Consider the following 18509-nt stretch of genomic DNA (forward strand, 5'->3'; position numbering starts at 1 on the left):
AATGAGAGAAAGGACTTGATGAAGGTGACAAAACCAGTAAAGAAGAAGATATCAGGCTGGGGGAATTATCCGGTTGAATCATGCTTTGTATACCGTCCGGAAAATGAAACAGATATTCACGATATTATAGAAGGCACTCAGGATTTTTCTCACATTGCTTACGGTCTTGGCCGCAGCTATGCAGATACAGCTCTTAATAAGGACCAGGGGGTTATTCGCCTGGAGCAGCTTAATCATTTTCTGCATTTTGATGAGGATCAGAGGCTTCTCACCTGTGAAGCTGGTGTTACATTGAGTGATATTATTGATGTATTTTTGCCCAGGGGCTATTTTCTTCCTGTTACCCCGGGCACAAAACTGGTTACGGTCGGAGGGGCGATTGCCAATGACGTCCATGGGAAAAATCATCATGTGGATGGCTGCTTTTCTGAATTTGTGACCTCTTTTGACTTATTAACCGGAAGTGGAGAGGTTATGACGTGTAGCCGTGAAGAGAATTCGGAAGTGTTTTGGGCAACGGTCGGTGGCATTGGATTAACAGGGATCATCCTTCGTGCCACGATTAGCCTCATACCCGTCGAAAGTGCCTTTATTAATGTGACCTATGAGAAGGCAGGCCATTTAGATGAGGCTTTCGATAAGTTTATCGAAAATGATCAAAACTATAAGTACTCCGTCGCCTGGATTGACTGCCTAAGTTCAGGCTCATCCCTTGGCCGTTCCGTGTTAATGCGCGGCGATCACGCCAAACAAAGCGACTTGCCGATGAACGTGCAGGATCCTTATGCCTTACCCAATAAGTTTCCATTAAAAATGCCGGTTCATGCACCGGGAATGGCTCTTAATTACTGGAGCATATCCGCATTTAATCAACTTTATTATTCCTCATTTAAAGATGAATCTAAGCTGGAGGATTTAACATCGTTCTTCCACCCATTGGATGCGATAGATGATTGGAATAAGCTATATGGAAGAAACGGGTTTGTTCAATATCAGGCTGTCTTTCCTAAAGACCAGCAGCCTAAGGAAGGAATCCGCAAGCTGCTTGAACGGTTAAGCTCGGACAAACGCTCATCCTTTTTAGCGGTTTTGAAGAGTTCCGGACAAGCTAATCATGGAATGCTGTCCTTCCCGATGGAGGGATATACGTTAGCGTTGGATATTCCGAACAAAAAAGGACTGTTTCCTTTCTTAAAAGAATTGGATGAAATTGTTCTTGCCCACGGTGGGCGTGTATATCTGGCTAAGGATGCCAGCCTGGATGAGGAGACCTTTAAGCAAATGTATCCACGCTGGGAGGAATTCCTGAACGTTAAACAGCAAGTGGATCCTAAAGGGGTTTTTCGTTCGTCTATGAGTCGCAGGTTAGGACTTACCGATTAATCCTCTACAAATCCACTTCAACATTAAGATAGGAGGTTGCGTATATGCGCACAATTTTAATATTAGGTGCTACATCAACGATTGCACAGGCTACTGTTCGCAAATTAGCAGCTCGCAGCAACATGAACTTTGTACTGACGGCAAGAAATACAGAGGAGTTAAAACCCTTAAAACAGGACTTGGAAATCCGCTATTCAGCATCCGTTATTTTGAAGTCCTTTGATGCCTTGAATTTTGATCAGCACGAAACCTTTTTTTCTGAGGTTATTGAGGAGGCTGGGGATATTCACGGAGTGGTCCTCATGTATGGGGCAATGACTGATCAAAAGCAAGCAGAAAACGACTTTTCAGCAGCCCGCAATATGATTGATGTGAATTATACATCCGCGGTTTCAATTCTTAACATAGCAGCGAACTATTTTGAGGAAATGAAGCGTGGGTTTATCTGTGCTGTTTCTTCTGTAGCCGGGGATCGGGGACGGAAGAGCAATTATATCTATGGATCAACAAAGGCTGGATTGAGTGTATATCTGCAGGGATTGCGCAACCGTCTCCATGCATCAGGAGTACAAGTACTGACCGTTAAGCCGGGGATGGTGGATACGAAGATGACTTATGGTGTTGTCGAAAACTCTAAGCTGCTCGCTGATCCGAACAAAGTGGCTACTGATATTCAAAATGGACTGGTTAAACGAAGGGATGTTGTTTATACCCCATGGTTCTGGTTTATCATCATGGGTATTATTAAGCTGATTCCGGAAATAATCTTTAAACGGACCGATATATAATGAAAGAATCCGTGAATCAGCCTTTATCTAATCTGGTCTCCAAGCTTATCCTAGGTGTAATCGCGGGGATTATCGTGACGGCTGCTTTTCTGTTCTTCACCGATTTGCAACAGGTCACCAGTCATATTCGTGCCATTCCTGTTGGGTATTTGCTCACAGCTTTTCTCTTAACATTAGGAAGTTACTTGTTACGACTGTGTAAATGGCATCTTTTTTTCAAGTGGTCAGGTTATTCTATCCCCTTGAAATATAATACAACGGTGTTTTTTATTGGCCTGATGATGTCCATAACTCCAGGGAAGGCAGGAGAACTGATTAAATCTTATTTATTACAGCAAAAAGCCGATGTTCCTTACCCAGTGTCGATTTCAATTGTCTTTTTTGATCGATTGACAGACCTTATCGCGATGGCGGCCCTGCTTGGAATCGGCTTGTTTGCGTATCCCTTTGGCGCCACTTCTTTTCTTATTTTTGTTGTGCTCTTAATTTTTTTCTTTGTCGTGGTACGCAGGGAAGGTTTTATTAAGCAAACCATCAATCTGTTGACGAAGCCGGATAAGCTGCGCCGCTTCAGAAAGAGTCTATTAAACTTCTACCAGCAGGTTTATTATCTGCTGCGCTTTCCTCTGTTAAGCTCAAGCTTTTTTATCAGCTTTCTGGCCTGGCTGCTGGAATGCATCAGTTTATATGTTGTAGTAGCCGCCTTCTCACAGGAGTTCTCGCTGGTTCAAAGCATCCTGACCTTCAGTCTCGGGACACTGGCAGGTGCTCTATCGATGATTCCGGGCGGATTGGGAGCGGCAGAAGGAAGTATTACAGGGCTTCTCATCTATTTTGGTATTACCGGTAGTCTGGCCGTGAGTATCGCCCTGATTATCCGATTTGTGACTTTATGGTTTGGTGTAGGTATTGGTATCATTGTCTTTTTCGCATCTGATACCTTCAAATCATTGCGATCGAAAAAAGAGAGTTCATGATGTTTCAATAAGGAGAGAGTTCATATGCCGTATTTTTTAGCACCCTTTGCCGGTTGGCTGGCTTCCGGTTCTCTGAAATTCTTAATCCATTATTTTAAATTTGGAAAAGATGCCCGGCAGCATACCGGTAATGGTGGCTTCCCAAGTACACACACAGCAACGGTTTCTTCCACTGCCTTTTTAATTGGTCTGGGGGAAGGATTTCTCTCCCCTGTTTTCGGATTGGCTGTGACCGTATTATTTATCGTCATTCTTGATGCAACAGGCCTTAGAATTGCCGTTGGAAAACAGGCATTCATTATCAATCGCCTCCATTCAGATGATAGTGGAAAGAAGCTGCGTGAGCGAATGGGTCACAGCCTTACAGAAATTATCGGCGGATTAGTGGTTGGTCTACTGGTCAGTCTTATCCTTTATTACGTATTTCAATGGTGGGGGTGGATGTAGTTGGGGATACAGCTAAAATCAATATTTACAAAAACAAATACAAGTATGCTGGCTATCTATCTCCTGCTGAGCCTTTTTATTCTTAGCCAATCCTACTTGAATCAGGATGGCTATGTCAGCTCAGATTCTGCGCATTATCTGCAAATGGCACTGAATTTATTACACGGAAATGGAATGACTACACCTTCCTATGTTCCGGATATAAGTACATATTTTGCTACCTGGCCGGTGGGTTATCCCGTGCTTATTGCAGGGATATCTTTCCTGACAGGAATCAGTGTGTTTTGGGCTTCCAAGCTTGTAAATCTTATTATGCTGGGTCTTTCGTTTGTGTTAATCAAACGTTTGTTTAAGGCCCGTGCGCCAGTTGTCGTCATGATTTTTTTCATTAGTACATTTACTGTGGATTTTTCCTACACCTGGTCAGAGGTCCCTTTTTTCTTTGGGATGATTTGGCGATTCACTTTGTGGAAACCCAACAGTATAAGTACGGCATCCATATGATGCTTGCCGCTCTTTTTATGTTTCTAATGCGCTATATTGGACTGATCGGTGCCGGAATTGTCGGTTTATTAGGCTTCTATTATCTGTTTAAAAAGCAATGGCGGAACATGGTGATTTGCTGGTTTGCCGGATCTATTCCACTAGTGCTCGCTGGTTTATATCTATTAAAAAATTATGCAGACACAGGTTTAATGACCGGGATGGAGCGTGTTCCATCCATCGAGACTCCTGCTGAATTTCTATACATGCTTTATGAAGGGATTATGGGCGAAATGAACATTTTCTCCACTGATTCCAATATATTTATGCAGGAAAGTCTGATTTTCGTTCTTCTGTCAGTATTTATCTTTATTCGCTGGAAGCATATCAAGTCCTTATTTCAAATTCAGCAGTACCATATTCCTTTTCTGTTCTTATTTACAGGAATGGTTTACTTTATCGTGATTGTTTATATGAGATGGAGTGCTTATTTCGATCCGTTGGGGTTCAGACTCTTAGCTCCAACAACACTAATGGTCTGGTTATTTTTAGTCGGATGGATCGCTCAGGTGAAGGAAGAAGCATGGAGAAGATGGCGCAGTACCCTTATTGTGATACTTGGAGCAGCCTGTCTGTTTAATATTGGTTACAAAAGCTTTACTTCTCTTCAGGATGCGACTCCAACCTATCAGGAAACCATATCTGAGGTTGAAGAAATGTACAATAATCTCCCTGAAGACAGCATCGTTGCGTTTGAAAATATTCACGCCCGATATGTCCGGCCCGATCTTCAGTATATAAAGGTTCATTTTAGACCTTATTTTGCCGAGGATGAAACCTATAAACATTTTATGAATCGTATCACTCCCAACCATGCACAGGGAGTATATTTTGCTGTACCTACTTTCAAAGAGTACCGATTTCATCAGAGTTTTGTGGAGTTGATGGAAAATGCGGAAGCTAGGGAAGACTTTATTAAAGTTGAATAATGGACATCTATAAAAAGCCCAGACCATTTCATATGGTTTGGGCTTTGTTTGATAAAACACTTTTTAAATTTAAGGAAGGTAAATAAATCCTCTTACCTATAAACCAAAAACCAGCCATTCTTCAAATTCTCGCGATTATAATAAAACCGCTCTTCATCTTCATGTCGAATGACCTTACCACCGGCTGCTTCCACAATGGCCTGTCCTGCCCCTGTATCCCATTCCATCGTTGGGGCGTAGCGTGGATAATAATCAGCCTTCCCTTCAGCTACGAGGCAAAATTTCAGGGAGCTTCCCGCTGACACAACATCCACAGTTTTGTTGTCCTCTTTGAGAGAATCAATGAAAGCTTCTGTATCCTCGGACATATGGGAGCGGCTGGCGACAACATGGGTGACATCTGAATAGGTTGTAAGCGGGAGCTGCTGACTCTTTTGAATCAGATCCTCTTCGCTCTGTAATTCTGTCTTGGAAACGTCCTCCAGCTTATAGCCGCCAAGATCCTTCTTACCAAAGTAAAGCGTATCCAGTGCAGGTGCATAAATCACACCCATAGTCGGATATTTCCCTTCAATAAGGGCAATATTGACGGTGAACTCGCCATTTTTCTTAATGAATTCCTTCGTTCCATCCAGGGGGTCCACCAGCCAAAACTGCTTCCAGTCCTTTCTTTCCTGATAGGGAATTTCCGCGCCCTCTTCACTTAAGATTGGAATTTCAGGATAGGCAGCTTCCAACCCATTCACAATTGTCTGGTGGGAGCGTTGGTCAGCAATGGTTAGAGGGGAATCATCGTCCTTCACCTCTACCGTATATTCCTGCTCATAAACATCCATAATTTCCTGTCCTGCTTTTAGGGAAATGCGTGTTAACTGCAGTAAATCAGCCATTTTGAATCATCCTTTCTCTTTGGCGGGGACGGGGACGGAGGGACAGGTTCCTCGTCCCGCTGATGGGTGGGACAGGGAACCTGTCCCCCTGTCCCACTTAGAGATAGCCATTCTCTTTCAGGTAGTCTACAATCTGCTGCACGGATTCTTCCAGGGACTGCTGATCGGTTTCGACAGTGATTTCCGGATTCCCTGGTTCTTCATACGGAGCATCAATTCCAGTGAATCCTTTGATTTCTCCTGCTCGTGCCTTTTTATAGAGTCCCTTTGGATCACGGGCTTCGCAGGCTTCTACACTGGCCTTCACAAATACTTCAATAAATTCACCATCATCAAGCAGTTCCCTCACAGCATCCCTGTCCTCACGGTAAGGAGAAATGAATGCTGTCAGTGTAAACAGGCCTGCATCAACCATCAGCTTGGCTACCTCACCGATGCGGCGGATGTTCTCTTTACGGTCCTCAGGGCTGAAGCCGAGGTTTTTATTTAACCCATGACGAACGTTATCCCCGTCTAATCGATAGGTGTGAACGCCTTGTTTATACAATTCCTTCTCCAGTTCAACAGATACCGTGGACTTCCCGGACCCGGATAGTCCGGTAAACCATAACACCGCACTCTTATGTCCATTCAGCTTCTGTCGTTCTTCCTTTGTAACCTTTGAATCATGCCAGACAATGTTTTCTGATTTTGCCATTGTTTTAACCTCCTAAAACCATACAAAATTTACAATACTTACGGTCGTAAGCATCACGATAATACTTAATGGTGCACCTATCTTTATATAATCGATAAACCGGTAGCCTCCCGGTCCATAGACAATCGTATTCGTCTGATAGCCAATGGGCGTGATGAAGCTGGCTGAGGCTGAAATGGCAACGGTGACCGCAAATCCCATCGGATCTACCTGTAGTTTGTCCGCCATTTCCAGGCCAATTCCAACCATTAACACCGCGGCAGCACTGTTTGTAATTAATTCGGTAAAAATATTGGTGAGTAAGTAAAGAACGAGAATGATTCCAAAAAATCCGAGAGGCTGTCCTATTGCCATAAGCTTGTCCGCGATAAGCTGCGCCAGGTCTGTTTTTGTCATCGCCACCCCTATGCCAAAAGAACTGGCAATGATCAGCAGCACATTAAATTGGACGTATCCTTTTGCTTCCTCTGGTGTAATAATCCTTGTGACTAAAAAGATAAAGACCGCAAGTGCCATGGCCTTGAACATGGATACAACACCAAGGGCCACCAACACAATCATCGCAAGTAATACGGTAATAGAGAACCAGCCTTTTTTCGGATCCTCACTTAGGGATTTCGGTGTATCCAAAGAGGAAACCACATAAAAATCATTCGACTGATGATAGTTCTGAATAAAATCAGGACCAGCAAGCAGTAATAAGGTGTCTCCTGGTTTTAAGACAATTTCCCCGATTTTGCTGTGAATCCGCTCGTTGTTACGGTGAACCGCAATCACCCCTGCGTCATATTTGGAGCGGAAGCGGGATTGCTTAATGGATTTGGACAATAATGATGATTGATGGGACACCACCACTTCCACCAACTGTGAGGTTCCATCCCGTAAATCATCAATTTCGATATTGGTTCCTGTTTCAATGTACAGGCCTTTTTTCTTCTGCAATTCAGCAAGTGTCGAAATCAGTCCGGCGAAAATGAGACGGTCCCCAGCCTGAATCACCGTTGTGGAACGCACAGGTGATATATGATCCTTGCCGCGAATAATTTCTATTAAGTATAAGCCTTCAAGCTCCCTTAGTCCGGCCTGCTGAACACTGCGGTTGATATTAGGGAAATCCTGTCCGACCACAAGCTCAGCAATGTATTCTCTGGATTCCTCCTGTACCTGCTGTTGAATCCCTTTATGCTCCGGTAGTAGTTTATGTCCTACCGTCATGAGGTAGATAATACCTATAAGTGCAATGGGCACACCAACAACAGCTAACTGAAAGAAGGAAAACCCTTCAAGCCCTCTGTTCAGCAGTTCCCCGTGAACAACAAGGTTAGTCGAAGTTCCCATTAGCGTAATCGTTCCGCCTAAAATGGTGACATAGGATAAGGGAATTAAAAATTTTGAAGGGGCAATTTTGTGTTCATCACACCATTTTTTGATTAATGGGGTAAACGTCACAACAATGGGTGTATTGTTTAAAAAAGCAGAGAAAAAAGATGATGGAACGAGCAGACGCAGCATCGATCCGTTTTTGGTTTTGCTCCGGTTGAGCCATGATTTCATAAACTGATCAACTAGGCCGCTTTTCTGCACCGCACCTGCCACAATAAACAGTAAAGCAATCGTCAGCATACCTTGATTGGCAAAGCCTGATAATGCCTCCTGTGTATCCAGTATTCCTGTGATTAAGAAAATAACCAGAACAGAAAAAATCACCATGTCAGGACGGGCTACTTCAAAAAGCAGCCCTGCCAACATGGCCACAACCATGACCAGAACAAATATCATTTCAAAAGTCATGCATACGTGCCCCTTTTATTCTTTCATCCCTTTAATCAATACCTCAGCAACTTCCGGACGAGAGAATTCTTTTGGTGGCTTTTCTCCATTGCGAAGCAATCCGCGAACCTTTGTACCACTTAGATGGACATGATTCTCTTTATCATGTGGGCAGGTTTTTGCCGTTGCCATGTTTTCACATTTCGTGCAGTAGAAGGCATGCTCAAATTTGAAAATGGTAATGCCCAGCTCATCTTCAAATTGGCTGATAAACTCCTGAGCTTCATAAGTGCCATAATAATCGCCTACACCAGCGTGATCACGGCCGACAATGAAGTGGGTACAGCCATAGTTTTTACGGACAATCGCATGCAGGATTGCTTCTTTAGGCCCGGCATAGCGCATCGCTGCAGGATAAATGACCAGGCGTGTACGATCTTCAGGGTAGTAGTTTTTCAAAATCACCTGATAGCTTTCCATACGTACATCAGCTGGAATATCATCAGATTTGGTTTCCCCTACCAGCGGGTTAAGCAGCAGACCATCCACGGCTTCCAGTGCACACTTTTGAATATATTCGTGAGCTCTGTGTACAGGGTTACGGGTCTGGAAGCCAACAACCGTATTCCAGCCAAGATCGGCAAACATTTGACGGGTCTCACTTGGATCCATATAGAAGTTGGTGAAACTACCATGATCTGGGCGATTTAACAAGGTAACCGGACCTGCTAAGTATACATCGCCACGCTCGTACAGCTTTTTCACTCCCGCATGCTCTTCATCAGTGGTGCCGTATACGTTTTGTGCCTCCCGCTTTTTATCGTACGTATACTTTTCCTCCAGCTGGAGAGTGCCGTATATGTAACCATCCTCCCCTTTAAGGGCGATTTTTTCGCTTGTCTGGAAGGATTCTGCTTCCTCTGTGCTTACGGATAGCGTGATCGGGATACTCCAGACGGTTCCATCAGCTAAACGAGTATTTTCGACAACACTTTCATAGTCTTTGGAGCCCATAAAACCTGTGAGAGGACTGAACCCTCCAATTCCAATTAACTCCAGGTCAGAAATGGCCCAGGGAGAAAGTGTTAACGTCTTGAGTGACTCTGCCTCTTTTAAAGCCTCTTCTCTTTCCTTTCCTTCCAATTCACGATTTACAAGTACGCCTCCATGTGCTTCTATTGTCATGGTTTTACCTCCTCTAAATACTCTGAGTTCATCAGTTTTACAAACTAAAGAATATTATATCATGTATTGTAACTAGTTTTCCTCAATAAAATCATGCAAAATCTTCAGCATCCGGTCCTTCCCGGAATGAAACGGCTTCGGCTCAAAATGCTCCGCCTGTTCAATCACATCCTCCAGGCTTTCCCCTTCACTCCAGCTCAGGATATGTCCCTGCTTCTCAAACACATCCACAAGCTCCAGCTGGTGATCATCATTATGCTCTCCGTATTTCTGCAGGCGGGCGGCAGCGATAACTTTTTTGCCTTTCTTCAGACCTGTCGTCACAGATCCAGTCCCTGCGTGAGTAATAATCAATCGGGCCTGCTCAAATAATCTTTCCATTTCATCATAGCTCATAAATGGAATCAGCTTCATATGTTCACTGCTATATCTTGTATTCCCATTCTGAACGATAATCTCATCATCCACCAGACCGGATTGCTTAAGTCGTTCCATCTCATCGAGGAGTCTGGTAAAGGGAAGTTCATGGGTTCCTAAAATCACAAAAATCAATAGATTGACCCCCCGTAGACGGCATTCGGATAAACGTCCTTCATGGATTCCCACTGGACAATAAATAAGTCCGCAATGGGGTAAACCATTTTTCCTGCCATCGTTGGACTGGACGATTTAGCAAAGCTTTCGATAAATACAACCTTTTTGCGAAACAGCTTTGCGATGTAACACATTGGCACCGCTGTATGCACACCGGTTGTAATAATGATGTCAGGCCGTTCGCGGAGAAAAATAAACAAGGACTTTATAATGTTATAAGAAAATTTAAATATGTAGCGAAACGGATAATTTCGTGCCCCATAGACCAAAAACGACATCGGATACTTTTCTCCGAGCTGTTTCGTGATGGCTGATTTCTCCGTTACGATATGATAATCATATTGTTTAAACAGGGACTCTAATTGTAATAATTGGGTTAAGTGGCCCCCTATGGATGAAATAAGAAGCAGCTTTTTCTTCTTTTTCATTGTGCTTTTCCTCCTATGCGGTCATATATGTCCATAAGGTTATCAAGCAGTTTTTCCTGGTCATTTTCCCAGGCTTTTCTTTCACCGTTTTCGATCAGTGTAGCGCGTAATTCCTCGCTATTCATTACCTTTTCGACGGCGTCAGCCAGGGATGCGGCATTCTTCGGCTCAAACGGCACCCCTGCATCCTGCAAGAGGTAGGTTAAGCCCCCGACATCGCTCCCCACAACAGGAGTGTGACAGGACATGGCTTCCAGGGCTACTAATCCAAAGCCTTCCATATGGGATGGAAGCACAAATACATCAGCTGCCGCCATCCAAGTGGCAACCTCGGCCTGATCTTTAGGCGGATGGATATGGACCTCCTTCATAGCTTCCTCATGAATCTTGTGCTTCATTTCATTCATGAATTCCTCATTTTTCACCGGCCCCATTAAGTGCAGCTCCAGATGAGGATTAGTTTGTTTCAGGCTTTTATAGGCCTCAAGCAGCTCCAGTAAACCTTTTTGCTTTATGAGGTTCCCGACAAACAATAAGGAAAATTTCTCCTGGGAGAGTCCAACTGCATCCTTTGCCTGGCCTTTATCCATCGGCTGGAATACCTGACGATTGACCCCCATATTGATGACGGCTGTTTTGTTCTCATCCACTTCAAAGGTTTCTGTAATATCCCTGCGCAGATTTTCTCCAACCGCAACTACATAGTCAGCCTCCTGTAAAATCTGCTTGGTTTTCTTAAAGAAGAAACCGCCTTTTTTGGACATTTTATCAATATCCCCGCCATGTGCCGTTACGACAATTTTCGTGCCAAACCTTTTCTTGAACCATAATGCAAAGAGCCCACTCGGGAATACATAGTGGGCATGCACGAGGTCATAACGACGTCCTTTGGTCAGGAAAACGAGGAGGATACGGATGAGCCATAACAAGTATTTCTTAAGGACAAATGGTTTGCCCATCCGCGGATCATGTACAGCGACAACATCAAGATCCATCCCTCTGTCTTTAATGGCTTCCACCTGGTTTTTGACGAAGATGCCGAATGTTTGACTAATCTTTCCCGGATACATGTTACTTAGAACTAAAACTCTTTTTTCTTTACCCATCTTTTGCTCGGTCCTCCAAGAAATACATAATGCTTGATTGATCCTATATTAATTCAAGCGCTTCTGATATATTTGCTTTTTTAATTTGTAATTTTGATATACTGCCCATAGCAAAGTAGCTGTCCGGTTTGCCTGTTTAAATAATTTCGTATAATCATATCCTTCTTCTTTTAAACGCGAAAACTGTCGGTAGTATGAAGAGGAATCTAATTCCAAAAAGCCTTCAACCGCTGTTATGCTAGCAGTTGCCGCTAATTCTGTTTTTATATAATTCAGTTCGATAAATCCATCGAATGCAATCGCCTGAGAACTGAAAACATCGATGGCCTGCTTTTTATATTTTAGCGTATCGGAAATATCAATAATACAATTAATTTCATCAGGCGGGATGGGGCAATTAATTTCGTAAAGCCGAACCATACATGAATAATTCATTTGTCGTAAAGTATCAGATAGAATCTCACCGGTAGCTACATGGTCAGGATGTGCATCGACAAATGGGGTACAATAGATTAAGTCTGGCTGAATTTTTTCAATTATAGATTTTAATTTCTCCTGAGATTCATTATTACTTTTGACCTTTCCGTCTGGTAAATCCATATAATACACATCTTTAAACCCAATAATCCCCTGCACCTGGTTAATCTCATTTTTTCTTGCAGCTGTTAATTCTGTTTTATCTAAATCACTGACACTGTTTGATCCATCTGTTACGAATACACAGTAGACCTCAGCACCTGTTTGAGTATGTTTATGCAAAGTACCACCCGCACCGATTGTCTCATCATCCATATGAGGGGCTAAAACAAGAACTTTTCGAGCTTTCCCTACTTCTGTTAAAGGCCTGGATGCCTGATAGTGGCGCTTTAGAACAAAACGGGTAATCGGTGTAAGAATGGGCTTGCTTATATTTATAATGAATTCTTTTATACTCAACGTGCTACTCTCCTTAATACATTTATTTGTATTTATTTGCTCAGTTAACCGGATTATACAGACTTGTTATGGAATGCACCTTAACATGTTTATTATACCAGTTTTACGAACAATGAAAATCCATATGTACATTATGTTCCTTCACATATATTTTTTTGATACAATAAAGTGGAATAACGATGTAAGGAGTTAAATCCATGAAAAACCTATTAAGAAAAATTTATCATATCCCCCGAAATATAGAAAGACAAAAGTTAAATAAGCAGGCCACAATTAATCCAAGTCCGTTATTCGTTTTAGGGAACCAGAAAAGTGGTACCTCTGCCATAGGTGCTTTATTAGCTGAGCTCACCAATAAGTCGGTTACCATTGATTTAGTAGGAATTTACGAGCCTAACCAAACAAAATTACATAAACAAGAAATTACCTTCCCTGAGTTTGTGAAAAAAAATAAATATGATTTCTCCAAAGAGATTATTAAGGAGCCTTCTTTAACTTTTCTGTATGATGACATCAAATCCTATTTTGAAACAAATACAAATGTCTTTATTGTCAGAGACCCCCGCGATAATCTAAGAAGCATTTTAAACCGCGTCGATCTGCCTGGTAATGTGGAAGACTTGGCAGAGACATTTCCGACTGAATGGAAAAAGGCCCCTGTCAACTGGAAGCGTGTCATTGACAGCAGATGGCTGGGAATGCCGGGAGATAATTATATCGAATGGATGGCTTATCGCTGGTTAAAGTGCATCGAAATTTATGAGCAAAACAAGGAAGATTTCATTTTAATTAAGTATGAGGATTTCATAGCTGACAAGGAAGGTTCGATAAAAAAATTAGCTGAACAGCTGGATTTACCGGTTCTCAACGACATTTCCAGCAAGGTGGACATACAATATCAGCCTGCAGGGAATCGAAAGGTAAATAAGAAGGAATTCTTCGGAGAGAAAAACCTCAAGCGTATTGAGGATATATGCGGTACCAAAATGAAAGAATATGGATATGAATTTTGATTTCTGATATATATGAAAAGACCTAAGTCGTTTTTATGACTTAGGTCTTCCATTTATCATCACATGGATATGTGCCTTGGGGAGTGGTGCTTCTCCCTGGGCACATCCTTTAGTTCTCTAAAGCAGTTGGGGACTGACCCCAGGTATACCCCATATTCTCCATGAGCTCCCTGCAGTACTGTTCCACGACTTGCTGTTGTTCTTCACTTAAGTTTTTCTTCCACTTTCCAATTGAGCTTGGATTCACCGGTTTATATAAATTGGTATGGTGTGAAAGACGGGTATCCTTTAACTGATCCACACCTTCTACGTGATGCAGCATGGATTCTTCAAATTCAATTCCAAGAAATTCACAAACCTGTCTGAGAACAGGCTCCGGATTACGGACCAGCTCTTCATAGTAAACTTCCATATAACGATTGGATCCAACTTTCTTCCCGAATTTCTGAGCCGTATTTATACTATTAATCCACCGTTGACTGGCTCCCTCTGCATCCTGATAAAGACCTGCCTTGATGTAGGAGCTGACTACATCTCTGGCGTCACGAATCATATGAATAAATTGACTATCAGGGAAAACCTTATCGATAAGCTTTAGGGAGAAGGTGTTTATGGGAGTCTTGTCTCCCCATCTCGTAAAAGTTTCTTTATTTTCCCGCCCGTAAAAGCTGTAAAAACTATGGATGAGAAACTCTAAATTACGATTTTTCCTCTCAATTTTAATGGCTTCCTTATAGAATTCACGAATATCCATGCCCCAGCGCGGAAACCCATGATGACGTTCAAACACCGCACAAAAGACCCCACAAAGGTCTTCCCATTCCATATAGCGGTACATTTTATATTTTCGAATGGCCTCGCCCAGCACAAAGCTTTCCGGTGGTATGACAATTTCATCCTTCTGGGAGAGCATGCTGCGAAACAGTGTATTCCCTGATCGCCCGGATCCAACAATAAAGAATGGATTAAAGTGTTCACTATGATTGATTTTGTGCGATCTCTTCAGGATATTTTTCAGATCGGTTGACCAATCGTACATCGTATACAAAGAAGGATGATTTCCGTAATGCTTTTTGACTGTCTTTTGAATCCTGCTTTTCATACTGTTTTCCCCTTTAACATTGTTAAATTAGGTTCTATATTAAAAGAATTTATAAACCTTTACCTGGAATCTTCTTGAGACGACAATATAGCCAATGGTATTTGTCAGCATAATGGCTATCATACTCGCAAAAGCTGCTCCATTCATCCCGTATTCAGGGATTAACAAGTAGTTTAAGACGACGTTTACTGCAGCCGCTACAAAGTTTGCATACATTTGAAACTTAGGTTTTCCAGTCATGGACAGCATAATCCATACGCTGCCTACTGCTACGTTAAAGAATTGTGCAATGTTCCGTAATAACAGAGCGAATTGACCTTCAACAACTTCCTCTCCGAATACCCATAAGACGAAATCGTCAAAGATGTATAACAGACAGAAATAGGCAAAGGCAAATAAAGCCAGAATTCTCGTTGATTTAATGTAAATAGACCTTAATTCATCCATTTTCTCCTGGTGAAACAGGTTGGAGATTCTTGGCGCAAATACAGTGTTAAACACAAATAGAAACAGAGAAATGGTACTGGAGATCTGAAAGGTGATCTGGTATATCCCCACTTCTTTACTGGTTGCCATATTTCCCAGCATAATAATATCCACTTTATTAATGATGGTTGACATCAACGTAGCAAAAATCAAGGGAAAGGAATATTTTAAATATCCCCAGTCCTTATGAATCCCCTGAAACTTATCCCTCTGATGAAAAATATATATGATATTCGCGATAATAAAGGAAATGTAAACAGCAATGGCTATACTGTATTCGTTTTGTCCGATAAAAAAATAACATGCGACAACGAATGCCACCCGTAGCAGAATAGCTACAAAGCCATTAATGAAATAGTATTCCTTAATTTTACCTTCTGACCGGTATAAGGCAAAAAACAGTTGCTCTGCTGAGGCTAACCATATAAGAGGTAAGGTGAACCAAATATAGGGTTCATTGATAATAAAACCGGCGATTAATGACAAGCCAAAAGCCATTATAAAGTTTACAAGAAAACTAAAGGAAACATGTTTAAATTTATTTTTGGGAATGGAGTACATTAATCCATTGTCAAGTCCGGCCTTTGCCGGAATCATTAATAACGTAACAATTGTAAATGCATATGTATAAACGCCAAAGGTTTCAACCCCATACAAACGGGTACATAGTAATGAGAAGAGCATCGTAAATACTAAATAAGATATTCTCCCAAAAAACGATTCCATTAATTTTTTCAGAAAGGTACTTTGCTTAAATTGATTGATCATTGTTTTAACGGACATCTTACTCCTCCATTACCTTCACCTATTCGGAAACTCATGCCTGATGGTGCTGCTTTGCTCTATATCATTCGAATACGTAACTATCATATAAGGGGTGCATTTATTATAAATAATGCCTGTTTATAAATCAATTTCTTTTACATTGAACAAAATGAAAGCTCCTTTCATCAAAGACAAAAGGAACTTTCACCTTGGAATATCATTTTTATGGTCGTCCAATGGAATAATACTCAAGTCCCGCTTCTTTCACCTTATTAAGAGCAAAACAATTCCGACCATCAAATAAGACCGGCTGATTAAGGTTTTGTTTATATTTTTCCATTGGATACTCTTTGATTTCCTTCCAATCCGTTAAAATAACCGCAAAATCAGCAGACTTTACTGCTTCATCGATACTATCCATGTAGGCAACATCTTTTGGTAAGACTTTTTTCGCGTTTTCCATGGCTACGGGATCGTATGCTTGAATGTTAACCCCTCGTTCAACCAGATCCTTAGATAAAGGAATCGATGGTGCTTCCCGCATGTCATCCGTATTCGGTTTAAATGACAGCCCTAATAGAGCTACCGTTTTGCCCGACAGGTCTCCAAACCTTTGCAGCATTTTGTCTATAATCACTTTCTTCTGCTGCTCATTGACTTCCACCACACTTTGGAGGATTGGCATTTCATAATCCACATTGCGACCAATCGAAACCAGTGCGTTGGTATCTTTAGGGAAGCATGATCCCCCGTAACCGATGCCTGCATTCAGGAAGCTGTTGCCGATACGCTTATCCATACCTATTCCTTCTGCCACGTTTTCTACATTGGCACCCATTCTGTCACAGAGATTGGCGATTTCATTGATAAAGCTGATTTTCGTGGCCAAGAAGGCATTCGCAGCATATTTAATCATTTCTGCACTGCGTAAATCGGTTTTCACAATCGGAATATTAAAAGGCTTATTGACGTCTTCAATTGCCTTTAATGCTTCCTCATTATCCGAGCCAATTACAATCCTGTCACCATTAAACGTATCAAAAACCGCTGAGCCCTGACGAAGGAATTCAGGGTTGGATACTATTTCAATGGAGATATTCTGAGTCAGGTTTTCAGTAATTCTGTTTTTAATATGTTCATTAGTTCCAATCGGCACCGTACTTTTTGTTACTACAATAGCATCATTTTTCAAGTGCTTAGCAATGCTGTCACAAGCTGCATTTATAAAGGTTAAATCTGCTGAGCCATCCTCTGCCTGAGGGGTACCCACGCCAATATAAACCGCTTCTTTTGCTTCTAAACCTTCCTCATAGTCTGTTGTAAACCGTACCGTCTCTTTGGCAATGTTCTTCTCCAAAAGTTCTTCTAAGCCATTTTCATAAATAGGTGACTTTCCATTTTTTAAGGCCTCAATTTTATTTTCATCAATGTCAATACAGGTTACCTGATGTCCTATTTCAGCAAGACACACACCGGTGACCAGACCAACATAACCTGTACCAATCACAGCTATATTCATGTGAAAAACCTTCCCTTATTGAAATTCAAAAATCATTTAGTTTCTGTTTTAAATAGTCTGCTACATCTTCTTTTAAGTCATTACGTGACAATGCAAAATCAATCGACGCTTTCATAAAGCCTAATTTATTTCCAATATCATAACGTTTCCCTGAGAAATTATACGCCAGTACCTTCTGACTTTCGTTAAGAATCTGAATGGCATCTGTCAATTGAACCTCATTCCCTTTGCCAGGAGGAAGGTCTTCCAAAATATCAAAAATTTCAGGTGTCAGGATATATCTCCCCATAATCGCTAAATTTGAAGGGGCTTCCTCAACAGGGGGCTTTTCCACAAAGGATTTTACACCAATGGTATTGGGACCTAAATCTTCCCCATCCAGAGGTTCAACAACCCCATATTTGGATACTTCTTCATCGGATACACCCTGAACTCCTACAATGGAAGATTGATGCTGATCAAACGTTTGTATAAGCTGTTTTAAACATGGAGTATCCGCCTGCACAATGTCATCACCCAATAAGACAGCAAAAGGCTCATCACCAACAAACCTGCTGGCAACAGAAATCGCATGTCCAAGTCCTTTTGGTTCCTTTTGTCTTATGTAATGGATGTTGGCCAAATTTGAAATGGACCGAACCATTTCAAGCATTTCCGTCTTCCCTTTTTGCTCGAGCTTTTCTTCAAGCTCATAAGAAATATCAAAATGATCCTCGATCGCCCGTTTTCCTCTTCCGGACACAATAATTATATCTTCAATTCCTGATTCTACAGCCTCTTCCACAATGTATTGAATCGTTGGTTTATCCACAATAGGCAGCATTTCTTTCGGCTGCGCCTTTGTTGCTGGTAAAAATCGCGTGCCTAGTCCTGCTGCTGGTATAATTGCTTTACGAACTTTCATTTCAAAGCTCCTTTTATTGTTTTCATACTTATTTTCATTCGGCATAC

General features: G+C 41.8%; 19 protein-coding genes. 7 read left to right on the forward strand and 12 right to left on the reverse strand.

Annotated features, from left to right (window positions below):
- The first annotated feature begins 18 nt into the window (after positions 1-18).
- Genes ACZ5OK_RS15560 through ACZ5OK_RS15585 form a run of 6 tightly spaced genes read left to right on the forward strand, consistent with a single transcriptional unit; the run spans position 19 to position 5067 of the window.
- The gene (locus ACZ5OK_RS15560; RefSeq protein ID WP_464758225.1) at positions 19-1383 is read left to right on the forward strand and encodes an FAD-binding oxidoreductase; all 1365 of its coding nucleotides are present in this window, start codon (positions 19-21) and stop codon (positions 1381-1383) included.
- 44 nt (positions 1384-1427) lie between these two features.
- Positions 1428-2171, forward strand: coding sequence for an SDR family oxidoreductase (locus ACZ5OK_RS15565; RefSeq protein ID WP_343838415.1), 744 nt, complete (start codon positions 1428-1430; stop codon positions 2169-2171).
- On the forward strand, positions 2171-3148 hold the full coding sequence (locus tag ACZ5OK_RS15570; RefSeq protein ID WP_343838416.1) for a lysylphosphatidylglycerol synthase transmembrane domain-containing protein: 978 nt from the start codon (positions 2171-2173) through the stop codon (positions 3146-3148). The genes ACZ5OK_RS15565 and ACZ5OK_RS15570 overlap by 1 nt, the downstream gene beginning before the upstream one ends.
- A gap of 24 nt (positions 3149-3172) precedes the next feature.
- Entirely contained in the window at positions 3173-3595 is a 423-nt protein-coding gene (locus ACZ5OK_RS15575; RefSeq protein WP_343838417.1) for a divergent PAP2 family protein, read from the forward strand.
- Positions 3596-4099, forward strand: coding sequence for a hypothetical protein (locus ACZ5OK_RS15580; protein WP_343838418.1), 504 nt, complete (start codon positions 3596-3598; stop codon positions 4097-4099).
- Positions 4063-5067: a hypothetical protein gene (locus ACZ5OK_RS15585; protein WP_464758226.1), complete on the forward strand. Its 1005-nt coding sequence runs from the start codon at positions 4063-4065 to the stop codon at positions 5065-5067. The genes ACZ5OK_RS15580 and ACZ5OK_RS15585 overlap by 37 nt, the downstream gene beginning before the upstream one ends.
- A gap of 92 nt (positions 5068-5159) precedes the next feature.
- On the opposite strand, the gene cysQ is transcribed toward ACZ5OK_RS15585, so the two are convergent.
- From cysQ to ACZ5OK_RS15625, 8 genes are all read right to left on the reverse strand, one after another.
- The gene (gene cysQ, locus ACZ5OK_RS15590; RefSeq protein ID WP_343838422.1) at positions 5160-5957 is read right to left on the reverse strand and encodes a 3'(2'),5'-bisphosphate nucleotidase CysQ; all 798 of its coding nucleotides are present in this window, start codon (positions 5955-5957) and stop codon (positions 5160-5162) included.
- A gap of 97 nt (positions 5958-6054) precedes the next feature.
- Positions 6055-6654 carry an adenylyl-sulfate kinase gene (cysC, locus tag ACZ5OK_RS15595; protein WP_343838424.1) on the reverse strand — a complete coding sequence of 200 codons (600 nt, stop codon included), beginning with the start codon at positions 6652-6654 and terminating at the stop codon, positions 6055-6057.
- 12 nt (positions 6655-6666) lie between these two features.
- Positions 6667-8445, reverse strand: coding sequence for an SLC13 family permease (locus ACZ5OK_RS15600; protein WP_343838426.1), 1779 nt, complete (start codon positions 8443-8445; stop codon positions 6667-6669).
- A gap of 15 nt (positions 8446-8460) precedes the next feature.
- Positions 8461-9609, reverse strand: a complete 1149-nt coding sequence (sat, locus tag ACZ5OK_RS15605; protein ID WP_343838428.1) for a sulfate adenylyltransferase — start codon at positions 9607-9609, stop codon at positions 8461-8463.
- 72 nt (positions 9610-9681) lie between these two features.
- Positions 9682-10152 carry a PssE/Cps14G family polysaccharide biosynthesis glycosyltransferase gene (gene pssE / locus ACZ5OK_RS15610; protein ID WP_343839015.1) on the reverse strand — a complete coding sequence of 157 codons (471 nt, stop codon included), beginning with the start codon at positions 10150-10152 and terminating at the stop codon, positions 9682-9684.
- A 5-nt stretch (positions 10153-10157) separates the two neighbouring features.
- Positions 10158-10631: a PssD/Cps14F family polysaccharide biosynthesis glycosyltransferase gene (gene pssD / locus ACZ5OK_RS15615; protein WP_343838430.1), complete on the reverse strand. Its 474-nt coding sequence runs from the start codon at positions 10629-10631 to the stop codon at positions 10158-10160.
- Complete coding sequence (locus ACZ5OK_RS15620) at positions 10628-11737, reverse strand: glycosyltransferase (protein ID WP_343838432.1); 1110 nt, start codon at positions 11735-11737, stop codon at positions 10628-10630. Before ACZ5OK_RS15620 ends, pssD begins: the two co-directional genes overlap by 4 nt.
- A 48-nt stretch (positions 11738-11785) precedes the next feature.
- Positions 11786-12673, reverse strand: a complete 888-nt coding sequence (locus ACZ5OK_RS15625) for a PIG-L deacetylase family protein (RefSeq protein WP_343838434.1) — start codon at positions 12671-12673, stop codon at positions 11786-11788.
- A 197-nt stretch (positions 12674-12870) separates the two neighbouring features.
- On the opposite strand from ACZ5OK_RS15625, the gene ACZ5OK_RS15630 reads away from it, so the two are divergent.
- Positions 12871-13686 (forward strand): sulfotransferase domain-containing protein, encoded by an 816-nt coding sequence (locus tag ACZ5OK_RS15630; RefSeq protein WP_343838436.1) that lies wholly within the window; start codon positions 12871-12873, stop codon positions 13684-13686.
- Between the two features lie 109 nt (positions 13687-13795).
- Here ACZ5OK_RS15630 and ACZ5OK_RS15635 read toward each other — a convergent pair whose 3' ends face one another.
- The 4 genes from ACZ5OK_RS15635 to galU form a co-directional block, all read right to left on the reverse strand.
- Positions 13796-14788: a sulfotransferase family protein gene (locus ACZ5OK_RS15635; protein ID WP_343838438.1), complete on the reverse strand. Its 993-nt coding sequence runs from the start codon at positions 14786-14788 to the stop codon at positions 13796-13798.
- Between the two features lie 39 nt (positions 14789-14827).
- Positions 14828-16057, reverse strand: a complete 1230-nt coding sequence (locus tag ACZ5OK_RS15640; RefSeq protein WP_343838440.1) for a flippase — start codon at positions 16055-16057, stop codon at positions 14828-14830.
- 205 nt (positions 16058-16262) lie between these two features.
- Positions 16263-17558, reverse strand: a complete 1296-nt coding sequence (locus ACZ5OK_RS15645; protein ID WP_343838442.1) for a UDP-glucose dehydrogenase family protein — start codon at positions 17556-17558, stop codon at positions 16263-16265.
- Between the two features lie 25 nt (positions 17559-17583).
- Positions 17584-18462: a UTP--glucose-1-phosphate uridylyltransferase GalU gene (galU, locus tag ACZ5OK_RS15650; protein WP_343838443.1), complete on the reverse strand. Its 879-nt coding sequence runs from the start codon at positions 18460-18462 to the stop codon at positions 17584-17586.
- Between the last annotated feature and the right edge of the window lie 47 nt (positions 18463-18509).

It is taken from the genome of Salinibacillus aidingensis (assembly GCF_055393355.1).

Bases quoted from the DNA above. Each gene is read 5' to 3' on its own strand.
- ACZ5OK_RS15560 (WP_464758225.1), top strand. From the start codon at position 19: ATGAAGGTGACAAAACCAGTAAAGAAGAAGATATCAGGCTGGGGGAAT.
- ACZ5OK_RS15565 (WP_343838415.1), top strand. From the start codon at position 1,428: ATGCGCACAATTTTAATATTAGGTGCTACATCAACGATTGCACAGGCT.
- ACZ5OK_RS15570 (WP_343838416.1), top strand. From the start codon at position 2,171: ATGAAAGAATCCGTGAATCAGCCTTTATCTAATCTGGTCTCCAAGCTT.
- ACZ5OK_RS15575 (WP_343838417.1), top strand. From the start codon at position 3,173: ATGCCGTATTTTTTAGCACCCTTTGCCGGTTGGCTGGCTTCCGGTTCT.
- cysQ (WP_343838422.1), bottom strand. From the start codon at position 5,957: ATGGCTGATTTACTGCAGTTAACACGCATTTCCCTAAAAGCAGGACAG.
- cysC (WP_343838424.1), bottom strand. From the start codon at position 6,654: ATGGCAAAATCAGAAAACATTGTCTGGCATGATTCAAAGGTTACAAAG.
- ACZ5OK_RS15600 (WP_343838426.1), bottom strand. From the start codon at position 8,445: ATGACTTTTGAAATGATATTTGTTCTGGTCATGGTTGTGGCCATGTTG.
- sat (WP_343838428.1), bottom strand. From the start codon at position 9,609: ATGACAATAGAAGCACATGGAGGCGTACTTGTAAATCGTGAATTGGAA.
- pssD (WP_343838430.1), bottom strand. From the start codon at position 10,631: ATGAAAAAGAAGAAAAAGCTGCTTCTTATTTCATCCATAGGGGGCCAC.
- ACZ5OK_RS15620 (WP_343838432.1), bottom strand. From the start codon at position 11,737: ATGGGTAAAGAAAAAAGAGTTTTAGTTCTAAGTAACATGTATCCGGGA.
- ACZ5OK_RS15630 (WP_343838436.1), top strand. From the start codon at position 12,871: ATGAAAAACCTATTAAGAAAAATTTATCATATCCCCCGAAATATAGAA.
- ACZ5OK_RS15635 (WP_343838438.1), bottom strand. From the start codon at position 14,788: ATGAAAAGCAGGATTCAAAAGACAGTCAAAAAGCATTACGGAAATCAT.
- ACZ5OK_RS15640 (WP_343838440.1), bottom strand. From the start codon at position 16,057: ATGTCCGTTAAAACAATGATCAATCAATTTAAGCAAAGTACCTTTCTG.
- ACZ5OK_RS15645 (WP_343838442.1), bottom strand. From the start codon at position 17,558: ATGAATATAGCTGTGATTGGTACAGGTTATGTTGGTCTGGTCACCGGT.
- galU (WP_343838443.1), bottom strand. From the start codon at position 18,462: ATGAAAGTTCGTAAAGCAATTATACCAGCAGCAGGACTAGGCACGCGA.